11 protein-coding genes and 1 pseudogene are annotated in these 12,044 nt (G+C 71.9%); 6 read left to right on the top strand and 6 right to left on the bottom strand.

Annotation, left to right across the window (positions count from 1 at the left end; genetic code table 11):
• Positions 1-7: 7 nt before the first annotated feature.
• The 4 genes from G567_RS0116605 to G567_RS0116590 form a co-directional block, all read right to left on the bottom strand.
• A complete protein-coding gene (locus G567_RS0116605) occupies positions 8-1,393 on the bottom strand; it encodes an amidase (RefSeq protein WP_028930867.1) in 1,386 nt (461 codons plus the stop codon).
• A 5-nt stretch (positions 1,394-1,398) separates the two neighbouring features.
• Positions 1,399-1,596, bottom strand: a complete 198-nt coding sequence (locus tag G567_RS0116600) for a hypothetical protein (RefSeq protein ID WP_028930866.1) — start codon at positions 1,594-1,596, stop codon at positions 1,399-1,401.
• Between the two features lie 115 nt (positions 1,597-1,711).
• Complete coding sequence (gene purU, locus G567_RS0116595) at positions 1,712-2,605, bottom strand: formyltetrahydrofolate deformylase (RefSeq protein WP_261763833.1); 894 nt, start codon at positions 2,603-2,605, stop codon at positions 1,712-1,714.
• A gap of 26 nt (positions 2,606-2,631) precedes the next feature.
• Entirely contained in the window at positions 2,632-3,138 is a 507-nt protein-coding gene (locus tag G567_RS0116590; protein WP_028930864.1) for a DUF2505 domain-containing protein, read from the bottom strand.
• 78 nt (positions 3,139-3,216) lie between these two features.
• Between G567_RS0116590 and G567_RS0116585 the strand changes: the two genes are divergently transcribed.
• The 4 genes from G567_RS0116585 to G567_RS0116570 all read left to right on the top strand — a co-directional run bounded on the left by G567_RS0116585 (position 3,217) and on the right by G567_RS0116570 (position 8,442).
• Positions 3,217-4,224, top strand: coding sequence for a UDP-N-acetylmuramate dehydrogenase (locus tag G567_RS0116585; RefSeq protein WP_245585676.1), 1,008 nt, complete (start codon positions 3,217-3,219; stop codon positions 4,222-4,224).
• 137 nt (positions 4,225-4,361) lie between these two features.
• Entirely contained in the window at positions 4,362-5,531 is a 1,170-nt protein-coding gene (locus G567_RS0116580) for a L,D-transpeptidase (RefSeq protein ID WP_307724136.1), read from the top strand.
• Between the two features lie 154 nt (positions 5,532-5,685).
• A complete protein-coding gene (locus tag G567_RS0116575) occupies positions 5,686-6,786 on the top strand; it encodes a flavin-containing monooxygenase (RefSeq protein ID WP_028930861.1) in 1,101 nt (366 codons plus the stop codon).
• A 30-nt stretch (positions 6,787-6,816) separates the two neighbouring features.
• Complete coding sequence (locus tag G567_RS0116570; RefSeq protein ID WP_028930860.1) at positions 6,817-8,442, top strand: helix-turn-helix transcriptional regulator; 1,626 nt, start codon at positions 6,817-6,819, stop codon at positions 8,440-8,442.
• Between the two features lie 146 nt (positions 8,443-8,588).
• Here the strand turns inward: G567_RS0116570 and G567_RS0116565 are convergent, their stop codons facing one another.
• The gene (locus G567_RS0116565) at positions 8,589-9,341 is read right to left on the bottom strand and encodes an SDR family NAD(P)-dependent oxidoreductase (RefSeq protein ID WP_028930859.1); all 753 of its coding nucleotides are present in this window, start codon (positions 9,339-9,341) and stop codon (positions 8,589-8,591) included.
• A gap of 29 nt (positions 9,342-9,370) precedes the next feature.
• On the bottom strand, positions 9,371-9,628 hold the full coding sequence (locus tag G567_RS0116560) for a DUF2530 domain-containing protein (RefSeq protein WP_028930858.1): 258 nt from the start codon (positions 9,626-9,628) through the stop codon (positions 9,371-9,373).
• 41 nt (positions 9,629-9,669) lie between these two features.
• On the opposite strand from G567_RS0116560, the pseudogene G567_RS29405 reads away from it, so the two are divergent.
• Together G567_RS29405 and G567_RS0116540 are read left to right on the top strand one after the other, a co-directional pair.
• Positions 9,670-10,711: pseudogene (locus tag G567_RS29405) on the top strand (NCS2 family permease).
• A gap of 22 nt (positions 10,712-10,733) precedes the next feature.
• Positions 10,734-12,023 (top strand): MFS transporter, encoded by a 1,290-nt coding sequence (locus G567_RS0116540; RefSeq protein WP_028930855.1) that lies wholly within the window; start codon positions 10,734-10,736, stop codon positions 12,021-12,023.
• Positions 12,024-12,044: the final 21 nt, after the last annotated feature.

Genomic DNA, 12,044 nt, shown 5'->3' with positions numbered 1-12,044 from the left:
CGACGCCTCAGGGGTGCCGGTCCGACCAGTCGGTGGCCGTCTCGTATGCCGCGCCGATGCGCAGCACCGTCGGTTCCGCGAACGGCCTACCGATGATCTGCAGCCCGATCGGCAGCCCCTCGGAGTTGAAGCCGCAGGGCACCGAGAGGGCCGGCAGACCGGTCAGGTTGCCCGGCGCCGAGGTACGCACGTAGCAGTTGATGACCGGTTCCTCCACGCCGTCGGGCCAGGTGAACGCGAGCTCGCCGGCCCGCGCCGCGACGGCGGGCAGCGTCGGGGCCAGCACCGCGTCGATGCCGGCGAACATGTCTCGCCAACCCTGCTGGATGAGGGTGCGGACGCGCTGCGCCCTGATGTAGTCGGTGGCCAGCATCAGCTCGCCGGCCTCGAGGAACATCCGCACGTCCTCGGTGTAGAGGTCGCCGAGCTTGCGCAGGGTTTCCTGGTGGTAGGCGCTGGCCTCGGGCACCAGGATGCCGAACTCGGCCGGCATGTACAGCTCGGGGTGCGGGAGGTCGACCTCCCGCAGCTCGGCGCCGAGGTCCTCGAGCCGCCCGATCGCCGCCCGCACCGCCGCCTCGACCTCGGGGTCGATGCGGTCGAAGAAGTAGTTGCGTGGCACGCCGAGCACGAGGTTCTCCACCCCGGCCGACAGTCCCTCGCCGTGCCGGGGCACGGGGACGTCGCGGGTCGCCGGGTCGGCGCGGTCGTAGCCCGCGATGACGTCCATCATCAGCGCCGCGTCGCGCACGCTGCCCGTCAGCGGTCCGATGTGGTCGAGCGACCAGCTCAGCGAGGCGGTCCCGCGGCGGGAGACCCGCCCGTAGGTCGGCTTGAGCCCCACCGTCCCGCAGACGGCCGCGGGAATCCGGACCGATCCGCCGGTGTCGGTCCCGATGGCGCCCTGGCACATCCGGGCGGCCACCGCCGCGCCGGACCCGCCGCTGGATCCACCCGGGATGCGGTCGAGGTCCCACGGGTTGCGGGTGGTGGGGGTGATGACGCCGTAGGCGAACTCGTGGGTGTGGGTCTTGCCGACGATGACCGCGCCCGCCGCCTCGAGGTGGTCGACCACGGCCGCGTTCGCGGCCGGGACGTTGTCCGCCCGGGTGCGGGAGCTCGACGTGGTGGGCACCCCGGCGGTGTCCAGCAGATCCTTCACCGCGATGCAGACCCCGTGCAGCGGGCCGCGGTACCGGCCGCCGGCGATCTCCTGCTCGGCGGCGCGGGCGGCGCCGACGGCCCGGTCGCCCATGACGGCCGCGAACGCGCCCACCCGCTCGTCCAGTGCCTCGATCCGGCCGAGCACCGAGTCGGTGAGCTCCACCGGCGACAGTTCGCGGCTGCGGATGCGTTCTGCGGCCTCGGACAGGCGCAGCTCGTAGGGTTCCACCGGGTTCACTCCCACCGCGCGTCGAAGGCCGTCGCCGGGGCGAGGTCGCCGAGGTCGACCGAGTCCAGCTGGTCCACCAGCCCGTAGACCAGATCGACCGCCGGGCCGGCGACGGCCTTGCGCTCCGGCGTCAGATCCAGGCGGGCCATCCGGGCGAGCTCGTCGAGCGTCGGCCCGGAACACCCGGGACGCGGTCCGGCCATCGCGGTCTCCCTTCGGCGAGGCCCCCGCAACAAGATCTCCTCAGGTACGGGGGATTGTCCGACCTCAACCAAACATGGGCGCCACGAACGGTCAAGCAACCCGCCGCTGACCGGCTCAGCGGAACACCACGGTCTTGTTGCCGTGCACCAGAACCCGGTCCTCCAGATGCCAGCGCAGGCCACGGGCCAGCACCAGGCGCTCGATGTCGCGGCCGCGGCGGACCATATCGCCGACGGTATCCCCGTGGTCGACCCGGATGACGTCCTGCTCGATGATCGGGCCCGCGTCGAGGTCGGGCGTGACGTAGTGGCATGTCGCGCCGATCAGCTTGACGCCGCGGGCGTGCGCCTGATGGTAGGGCCGGGCGCCGGCGAACGACGGCAGGAAGCTGTGGTGGATGTTGATCGCCCGCCCGGCCCAGCCCGCGCACAGCTGCGCGGGGAGGATCTGCATGAACCGGGCCAGCACGATCGCGTGCGGATCGTGGACCCGGACCAGCTCGCGGACCTGCTCGAACGCGTCCGCGCGCGCCGCCTCCCGATCCCGGGTGCCCGCGCCGGGGAACGGCACGTGGTGGAACGCGACGCCGTGCGCGCGCACGATCTCGGCCAGCTCGGGATGGTTGCCGATCACCGCCTCGAGCCGGACGGGTAGTTCGCCGGCCGAGACTCGGCCGAGCAGGTCGTGCAGGCAGTGCGGTTCCTTGGTCACCAGCAGCACGGCGCGCTTGACCGCCCCGGTGTCGGTGACCTGCCACGTCACGTCCGGGCCGAACTCCGCCGCGACGGGGGCGAACCGGGCGCGTAGCTCGTCGACGTTGAAGGGGACCGAGCTCGCGCGCACGACCTGCCGGGTGAAGAACCAGTTCTCCTCGGGCTCGGCGTGGTAGGCGGCTTCGAGGATCCAGGCTCCCGCCTCGGCGAGGAATCCGGAGATGCGGGCGACGATCCCCGTACGGTCGGGGCAGCTGAGGGTGAGGATGTAACGCCGGTCGGCCGCAGGCTCCACGAGCGGCATCGTGCCATGCCGGACCGTCACGTATACGTGCGCGCGAGCCACTCCTGGGTGAAGGCGGTCTCGGAGGCGAGCAAGTCCTGTACGTGCTCGACGAGGATGCCCTCCATCTTGCCGCCGATCAGCGGCACCTTGACCGTCACCGTGCCATCGATGACGAACTCGCTGCCCTCCGCAGTATCGGTGAGTCGCAGGGTCCCCGTTATCGAGGCCGGGGTGCCGACGATCTCGACGCCGACGGTGCCCGCGTAGCGACCGGGTCCCACGGGCCGCAGCGCCTCGGTGCGCTCGATGCGCAGCTCGGTCGGGGCGAGGTTCTGCAGCATCGGCGGCAGTCTGCTCGGATCGATCCCGTGCCGCAGCCGGTAGCGGACGCCGCCGTCGTCGGCCGCATACACCAGCAGCGCCGCCCCGGGACCACCGAGTTCATCGAGCCGGGCCTGCAGCTGGTCCGGATCGACCATGACCGCATACACCTTGTCGGCCGGGAACGTCGATGTCGACCGGTGGAAGATCTGGCGCGCCATGGACGGAGGTTACCGTTGGCAATCGTGTCGACCCCTCATGTGGCAGCCCCGGCCCGGGCGGGCGTGCCGATCGCCCCGATGACGACGCTGCGGCTGGGCGGGCCGGCGTCCCGGCTGGTCGAGGCCCCGGCCGCGGAGGCGGTCGTCGAGGCCGTCCGCGCCGCCGACGCGCAGGACGACCCGGTGCTGCTGCTCGGCGGCGGATCCAACGTCGTCGTCGCCGACGAGGGCTTCGCGGGGACCGTCGTCCGGGTCACCAGCCGCGGGGCCGCCCCGCAGCGCCGCCCCGACGGGTCGGTGCTGCTCACCGTCGAGGCCGGGGAGGATTGGGACGACGTCGTCGCGGCGACCGTTGCCGAGGGTCTGGGCGGGCTGGAGTGCCTCTCCGGCATCCCGGGGCGGACCGGCGCCACCCCCGTGCAGAACGTCGGCGCCTACGGTGTGGAGGTCGCCGACCTGCTCGTCGACGTCGATCTCTACGATCGGCGGACCGGTGTCGTGCGCCGCCAGGTCCCCGCGGCCGAGCTCGGGCTCGGCTACCGCACGAGCAGACTGAAGGGCCGGGACGACGCGATCGTGTTGCGGGTGCGGTTCGCGCTGCCCGGCGGGCGGGACAGCGCTCCGATCCGGTATCCGGAGCTCGCCCGCGCCCTCGGCGTCGAGCAGGGGTCACGGGTGCCCGCCGCGGTGGCCCGGGAAGCCGTCCTGGAGCTGCGCCGCGGGAAGGGCATGGTCCTCGACCCAGATGATCACGACACGTGGAGCGCCGGTTCCTTCTTCACCAACCCGGTGCTGCCACAGGACGAGGCGCCGCGGGTGGACGGCCTGCCGCGCTGGCCCGCCGGTCCCGGGCTGGTGAAGCTGCCCGCCGCCGGCCTGATCGAGCGGGCGGGCTTCCCCCGCGGGCACCGCGGCCCCGGCGGGCGGGTGGCGCTGTCGACCAGGCACGTGCTCGCGCTGACCCATCGCGGGGGCGGCTCGGTCGCGGACCTGCTCGCGCTGGCCCGTGAGGTCCGCGCCGGCGTCGCCGCCCGGTTCGGGGTGCTGCTGCACCCGGAACCGGTGCTGGTCGGGTGTCGGCTTTGATTCGGAGCGGACGGGATTCGGTCGGCTGATCGGCGGGCGTAGCCTCTCGGGTGCTCGGATCACGACCCGTGGGCGCAACCGCTGCAACCGCCGCGCGTCCTTCTAGGGTGAGATCGGGGTTGCCTGGGGGGATGGGGATGCGACGGATTCTGCTGATCCTGGCCGTCATCGCGGTCGGATCGGTCGCGGTGGTCACGGCGGCGACGGCCGCGGGGCGGGGGGCCGACGCGGTGAACCCGGCCCCGATCCTGGCGCCGAAGGCCATCGTGAGCTACCAGCCCGCGGCGGGTTCGACCGACGTGAACCCGACGGCGCCGATCTCGGCGACCGTCACGGACGGCGCCTTCGACCAGGTCGCACTGGTCAACCCCGACGGCGCCGCGGTGCGGGGCACGCTGAGCCCGGAGCGGACCGTCTGGACTAGCGCCGAGCCGCTCGGCTACGGCAAGACCTACACCTGGAGGGGCACCGCGACCGGCACGGACGGCAGGCAGGTCCCGGTCGATGCCAGGTTCGCGACCCTGAACCCGGCCAGGCAGGTCCGCGGCGCGCTCAACATCGGTGACGGCCGCACCGTCGGCATCGCCGCCCCGATCGAGATCCAGTTCCACTCGCACGTGAGCGACCGCGCGGCCGTCGAGCGCGCGCTGTCGGTCACCTCCTCGGTGCCCACCGAGGGCGCCTGGGGCTGGCTGCCCGACGAGAACGGCGGCTCCCGGGTGCACTGGCGGCCCAAGGAGTACTGGAAGCCGGGCACGAAGGTCACCGTCACCGCCAAGCTGTACGGCGTGGCCTACGGCGACGGCCGGTACGGCGTCGCCGACCTGTCCAGCACCTTCACCATCGGCCGGGCGCAGATCGTCAAGGCCGACGTGAACTCCCACCGGATGACCGTGATCCGCGACGGGCGGGAGGTGGCCGACTACCCGGCGAGCTACGGGCTGGCCTCCGACCCCGACCGCAACACCCGTTCGGGCATCCACGTGGTGAGCGAGAAGTTCACCGACAAGCGGATGGTCAGCGAGCGTTACGGCTACGACGTGATGGAGAAGTGGGCCGTTCGGATCAGCAACAACGGCGAGTTCATCCACGCCAACCCCGCGTCGGCCGACGCGCAGGGCTCGTCGAACGTGACCCACGGCTGCGTCAACCTCTCCACCGAGGACGCCAAGGCCTACTACGACACCGCGCTCTACGGGGATCCGGTCGAGGTGACCGGCACCCCGGTCCAGCTCTCGGCCCGCGACGGCGACATCTGGGACTGGACGCTGAGCTGGCAGCAGTGGCGGCAGCTCTCGGCGCTGTAGCCGTTCCACGCGTGTCCGGCTGGAGCCATCGCGCAGGCGACCCTACGCCGGAATGCCCATGCGGCCGCCGAACGGATGCGCAGTCTCCCCGACGCGAACGCCTCGCCTGCGCACCTAGCGTCCGGTGCGCAATGTCGCATTCGGGAGGCGCGAGATGAGCACCCAACACACGGAAACACTGATCATCGGCGCAGGTCAGGCCGGCCTTTCGACGGGCTACCACCTGCAGCGGCGGGGGCGGTCCTGCCTCATCGTCGACGGCAACGAACGCGTCGGCGACAACTGGCGCGCGCAGTGGGACACCCTGCGGCTCTACACGCCGGCGAAGTACGACGGGCTGCCCGGACTGCCGTTCCCGGCACCCGCCTGGCACTTCCCGCACAAGGACGAGGTGGCCGACTTCCTCGAGCGCTACGCCCTGCACTGGGACCTTCCGGTGCGGATGAGCACCTGGGTCGACCGGCTCGAGCCGCGCGACGGCGGAGGCTACCTCGCCTGGATCGGCGCCGACACGATCAGCTGTGACAACGCGGTGGTGGCCACGGGGACGTTCGGCCGCACCCCGTACGTCCCTTCCTTCGCCGAAGACCTCGACCCCTCGATCCGGCGGCTGCACTCCAGCGAGTACCGCCGTCCGAGCCAGCTGCGGCCCGGGCCGGTGCTCGTCGTCGGCGCGTCCCACTCGGGCACCGATATCGCCTACGAGGTCGCCCGGACGCACGAGACGATCCTGTGCGGGCGCGACTGCGGGCAGATTCCGGTCCGGCTGGAGTCGCGGCGCGCGCACGTCGTCCTGCCGGTGATGGTGTTCGTGTTCCGGCACGTCCTCACCCGCCGGACCCCGATGGGTCGCAAGGTGATGAACGAGGTGCGCTTCCACGGCGGGCCGAGTCTGCGGGTGAAACGCGCGGACCTCGCCGCGCGCGGGGTGGAGCGGGTGACCGCACGGGTCGCGGGGGTGTCGGGCGGGCGGCCGCTGCTCGACGACGGCCGCATGGTGGACTGCGCGAACGTCATCTGGGCCACCGGCTTCCAGCAGGTGTTCGACTGGATCGACCTCCCGGTCCTCGACGCGAACGGCTGGCCGGTGGAGTACCGCGGCGCGGTCGAGGCGGCGCCGGGCCTGTTCTTCTGCGGGCTGAGCTTCCAGTACGCGTTCGCCTCGATGGTCTTCCCCGGCGTGGGCCGGGACGCGGAGTATGTCGCTCGGCGGGTCGTGTCGCGGACACGCAGCGCGGTGCCCGCGGCGGCCTGACGTCTCCGCGTGCGCGCCGAAGGGGGTCGGATGGGGATCATCGATGACCTGGTCCGGGCGCGCGATGCCTTCGAGCGCCGGGAGTGGGTGGCGGCCTATGGCGCGCTGTCCGACCTCGACCCGTCCCGCCTCACGGCGGCCGACTTCGCGCGCCTGGCGACGGCGGCCTATCTCCTGGGCCACCGCAACGACTGCGTGCAGGCCCTGCAACGGGCCTACCAGGTGAACCTCGACGCCGGCGAGACCCTGGCCGCGGTGCGCTGTGCCTTCTGGCTCGCCATGACGCTGATCCGCGACGGTGAGGCGGCCGTCGGCGGGGGCTGGATCGCCCGGGCGCAGCGTCTTCTCCAGGACGCACCCGGGGAGTTGGTCGAGCGCGGGTACGTGCTGATCCCCGTGATGTTCCGGCACGTCAGCACCGGCGAGTTCGCGGCCGCCCACGAGCGGGCGGTGGACATCACCGGCTACGGCCGGCGGTTCCACGACCCCGACCTGGTCGCGATGGGACTGTCGGCCGAGGGCCGGGGACTGCTCTACGCCGGGCAGGTGCCACAGGGCCTGGCGCTGTTCGACGAGGCGATGGTCGGCATCGCCGCCGGCGAGGTGTCGCCGATCTTCGCCGGCATCGTCTACTGCACCATGATCGAAGGCTGCCAGGAGGTCTCCGACTTCGGCCGCGCCGCCGAGTGGACCAGCGCCCTGACCAGGTGGTGCGACGCCCAGCCGGGTCTGGTGCCGTTCACCGGGCAGTGCGCCGTCCATCGGGGGCAGATCATGCGCGTGCGCGGGGTCTATGCCCACGCGCTGGAGGAGTTCGACCGGGCGGTTCAGCGGTACCTGGCGTCCGAGACCCCGTACGCGGCGGGGCTGGCGATGAGCGAGCGGGCCGAGGTACTCCGGATCCAGGGCGAGCTGGCGGCCGCGGAGGAGGCCTGCCAGAAGGCGTCGGCCTTCGGCCACGACCCGCAGCCCGGGCTCGCGCTGCTGTGGCTGGCGAAAGGACGCACCCAGGCGGCCCTGGCGGCGGTCCGCCGGCTCGTGGCCGAGCCCCGCGATCCGGTGCACCGGTCGCAGGTGTTGCCCGCCGCGGTTCAGGTCCTGCTGGCCTGCGGCGAGATCGACGAGGCGGCCGGTCTGGCCGCGGAGCTGGCGGACATCGCGGAGGGATTCGGGTGTGCGGCGCTGCGTGCGATGGCCGGCCACGCCACGGGCAGCGTGCTGTTCGCCCAGGGCGACGCGGTGGCGGCACTGCCGCCGCTGCGGACCGCGGCCGCGCGCTGGGCCGGCCTGGGCTGCCGATACGAGGTGGCCCGGTGCCGCGTGCTCATCGGACAGGCCTACCGGCGCCTCGGCGATCTCGACTCGGCGTCGAGCGAGCTGTCGCAGGCCCGCCGGGCCTTCGCCGAGCTCGGGGCACGCCTGGCCGAACAGGAAGCGAACAGGCTGCTGCAGCCGACCGCTCCCCGGGGCCTCACCGCGCGCGAGGTCGAGGTGCTCCGGCTGGTCGCCTCGGGGCGGAGCAACGCCGAGATCGCCACCGAACTGTTCTTGAGCGAGAGGACCGTGGCCCGGCATGTGAGCAACATCTTCGCAAAGATCGACGTTTCGTCCCGCACAGCCGCGGCGGCGTTCGCCTACGAGCACCACCTGGTCTGACGAGCGGGGCGGCGAACCCGCCGCGCACCGAACCGCCCGGTCAGATTCCGCGGTGGGGCCCATCGCACGCCGGGAAAGCGATCGAAGTCCCGGTCATAGGTGACGGTTGCCCTCGCGGATGGAGTCGTCGAGCGCACTCTTTCGGCTCAGCCCTCGCGGCGGTGAGCCCGCATCGCCGAGGCCTGGTCGCGCGGCTTGAGGACGATCTGGTCGATGTTGACGTGCGCGGGCCGGGTGGCGGCGAACACGATCGTCTCGGCCACGTCCTCGGCGGTGAGCGGGGTCAGGCCGCGGTAGACGTCGCCCGCCTTCTCGGCGTCGCCCGCGAAGCGCACCAGTGAGAATTCCGTCTCCACCATCCCGGGCGCGATCTCGGTGAGCCGGACCGGCCGGCCGAGCAGCTCCCCGCGCAGGGTGCGGTGCAGCATCGCCTGGGCGTGCTTGGCCCCGGTGTAACCGGCGCCGTTGTCGTAGGGCTCGAGGGCGGCGATCGAGGTCACCGTGATGATGTGCCCGTCGCCGGAGGCGATCAGCGCGGGCAGCAGACCTTTGGTGACCCGCAGCGTGCCCATGACGTTGGCCTCCCACATCCAGCGCCAGTCGTCCTCGTCGGCCTCGGCGACGGGTTCGAGTCCCTTCGCGCCACCGGCATTGTTGACCAGCAACCGGCATTCGGGTACCGCGGCGACGAACGCCGACACGGAGGCCGGATCGGTGACGTCGAGCCGGACCGCGGTGCCGTCGATCTCCCGGGCGATCGCGGAGCAGCGATCGACCCGGCGGGCGCCGAGCACCACGTGAAAGCCGGCGGCGGCCAGTGCGCGAGCGACGGCGGCGCCGATGCCGGAGCTGGCACCGGTAACAGCGGCTACGGGACGGGCACTGTTGGCGGTGGTCATCCCCGCACCCTAGAACTCGGCGGCCGGCCTCAGGACTCGTGGAGCCCGTCCTGGGCGGTGCGCGCGCCGCGGCGCGCCGCCGCGCGCTGCCAGCGGAAGATCCCGTATCCGATTCCACCGAGCACCACCCCGGCGACGCAGGTGGTGAACCAGATGTCGAGCGGCCGCCCGGCCACCAGATGGGCCACGAGCAGGATGGCCGCTCCGGCCAGCCACAGCAGGGTGCCGACGGCGACGATCCGGGTGATGTCGCTCGTCCAGCGGGGTAGCGGCGGCGGGACGACCACGCTGTCAGCTTACGGCCCCGCCGACGCTAACGTTGATGCTCATGGAGCGCGGCCAGGAGGTGCCGACGGACGTTCGCGGTCTCTCCCGGGTCGACCGCTTCTTCCGGCTGACCGAGCGTGGGTCGACGGTCGCCCACGAACTGCGCGGCGGGCTCGTCACGTTCGTGACGATGTCCTACATCATCGTCCTCAACCCGCTGATCATCGGCAGCTTCACGGCCGGCGGGCCCGGTGCCAAGGTGGACGTGCTGGGCAACGTCCTGTCCGTACCGCAGGTCGCCGCATCGACCGCGCTGGTCGCCGGTGTGATGACGCTGCCGATGGGGCTGGTCGCGAACCTCCCGTTCGCGCTGGCCACCGGGCTGGGTGCCAACGTGCTGGTCGCGGTCACGATCGCGCCGTAGATGACGTGGCCCGAGGCGATGGGCCTCGGTCGTCGTCGACGGCCTGATCATCGTGCTGCTGGCCGTCACCGGGTTCCGCACCGCGGTCTTCAACGCGGTGCCCCCCGATCTGAAGTCCGCGATCGCGGTGGGCGTCGGGCTGTTCATCTGCTTCATCGGTCTCGTCGACGCCGGGTTCGTGCGCCGCATCCCCGACGCCGCCAACACGACCGTGCCGGTCGGGCTTGGCATCAACGGCTCGATCGCGTCCTGGCCAACTTCTTCGACGCCATCGGCACGATGACCGGGCTCGGCAAGCAGTCCGGGCTGCTCAGACCGGACGGGCAGTTGCCCAACGTCGGCCGCGCCCTGCTGGTCGAGGGCACCGGTGCAATCGCGGGTGGAGCGGCGTCGGCGTCGTCGAACACGGTGTACATCGAGTCGGCGTCCGGTATCGCCGAGGGGCCCGCACCGGGCTGGCCGATGTCGTCACCGGGTCGCCCTCCCGGCCTTCCTGACCATCGTGATCATGCCGTTCACCTACTCCATCGCCAACGGCATCGGCGCCGGCTTCATCTGCTATGTCGTGCTCGTGGCGGTGACCGGGCGGGCTCGGCAGGTGCACTCGCTGATGTGGGTGGTGGCGGTGGCGTTCGTCGGCTACCTCGCCGTGGGTCCGTTGGAGGCGCTGGTCAAATAATTTTGGTATGCTAACTAAATAGATGACTGCCGTCCTTGACTCCCCGACCTCAGCCCCGCGCCAGCGCGGGGTTTTTGCATCCCTCCACGTGCCCAACTACCGGCTCTACGCGAGCGGCCAGATCGTCTCGCTGGTCGGTACCTGGATGCAGCGGATCGCGCAGGACTGGCTGGTGCTCGACCTGTCCGGGGGCAACGCGACGGCGCTCGGCATCGCGACGGCGCTGCAGTTCCTGCCCACCCTCCTGCTCTCGCTGTGGGGTGGTGTGCTGGCCGACCGGGTGGACAAACGCCGGCTGCTGGTCGTGCTGCAGACCGCGATGGGCGCCTGCGCGCTGCTGCTCGGGCTCGCTGTGGTCACCGGCGCGGTGGTGCTGTGGCAGGTCTACCTCTTCTGCCTGCTGCTCGGCTGCTTCTCCGCGCTCGACGTCCCGGTCCGGCAGGCGTTCGTCTCCGAGCTCGTCGGCCCGGCCCAGGTGGCGAACGCGGTGGCGCTCAACTCGCTCACGTTCAACACCGCGCGGATCATCGGCCCCGCCGTGGCCGGCGTGCTCATCGTGGCGGTCGGCACCGGTTGGGTCTTCCTGATCAACGCCCTGAGCTTCGCGGGCGTGGTCGTGGCGCTGCTGGTGATGAACCAGGCCCGGCTCTTCCGTACCGAGCCGGTGTCGCGCCGTCCCGGCCAGCTGCGCGAGGGGCTGCTCCACGTGCGCGCGCGACCCGAACTCATCGGGGTGCTCGCGCTGGTGTTCCTGGTGTCGGCGTTCGCGATCAACTTCCCGGTCACGATCCCGGTGCTCGCTCGCAACGTGTTCGGTCGCGGCGCCGAGGCCTACGGGCTGCTGACCACGCTGCTGGCCATCGGTTCTGTGGCCGGGGCGGTGCTCGCGGCCCGTCGCAGCGGACAGCCGCGGCTGCGGCTCGTCGCCGGATCCGGGCTGGCCTTCGGTGCGTTGCTGGTCGCCGTCGGCGTGATGCCCACCTTCGCCTCCGCCGGGGTGATGCTTGTGCTCGTCGGCTTCGCGGCGTTGCTGTTCACCACGGCCGCGAACGCGACGGTGCAGCTCTCGGTCGAGCCGTCCATGCGCGGCCGGGTGATGGGTCTCTACATGCTGCTCTTCCTCGGCAGCACGCCGTTGGGTGCCCCGCTGCTCGGGCTCGTGGCCGAGCACTGGGGCGGGCGGGCGCCGCTGATCCTCGGCGGGGCCCTGACCGTCGTGTCGGTCCTACTGGTCAGCCTGGTGCTGCTGGCACGGGAGAGATCCGTGATGCCGGTCACCCGGCCTCGAGGCTTGCGAGTAAGGCAAGGGTAAGCTAACGTGACTCACGTCGCT

The sequence above is a fragment of the Pseudonocardia asaccharolytica DSM 44247 = NBRC 16224 genome, from assembly GCF_000423625.1.
Taxonomy (GTDB): domain Bacteria; phylum Actinomycetota; class Actinomycetes; order Mycobacteriales; family Pseudonocardiaceae; genus Pseudonocardia; species Pseudonocardia asaccharolytica.
Note: the sequence above shows the minus strand (reverse complement) of the source record. Positions and strands in the feature narration are given on the sequence as shown.

Coding starts and splice junctions, on each gene's coding strand:
- G567_RS0116575 (WP_028930861.1), top strand. CDS start 5,686: ATGAGCACCCAACACACGGAAACACTGATCATCGGCGCAGGTCAGGCC.
- G567_RS0116590 (WP_028930864.1), bottom strand. CDS start 3,138: ATGGCGCGCCAGATCTTCCACCGGTCGACATCGACGTTCCCGGCCGAC.
- G567_RS0116600 (WP_028930866.1), bottom strand. CDS start 1,596: ATGGCCGGACCGCGTCCCGGGTGTTCCGGGCCGACGCTCGACGAGCTC.
- G567_RS0116580 (WP_307724136.1), top strand. CDS start 4,362: ATGCGACGGATTCTGCTGATCCTGGCCGTCATCGCGGTCGGATCGGTC.
- G567_RS0116565 (WP_028930859.1), bottom strand. CDS start 9,341: ATGACCACCGCCAACAGTGCCCGTCCCGTAGCCGCTGTTACCGGTGCC.
- G567_RS0116540 (WP_028930855.1), top strand. CDS start 10,734: ATGACTGCCGTCCTTGACTCCCCGACCTCAGCCCCGCGCCAGCGCGGG.
- G567_RS0116585 (WP_245585676.1), top strand. CDS start 3,217: ATGACGACGCTGCGGCTGGGCGGGCCGGCGTCCCGGCTGGTCGAGGCC.
- G567_RS0116570 (WP_028930860.1), top strand. CDS start 6,817: ATGGGGATCATCGATGACCTGGTCCGGGCGCGCGATGCCTTCGAGCGC.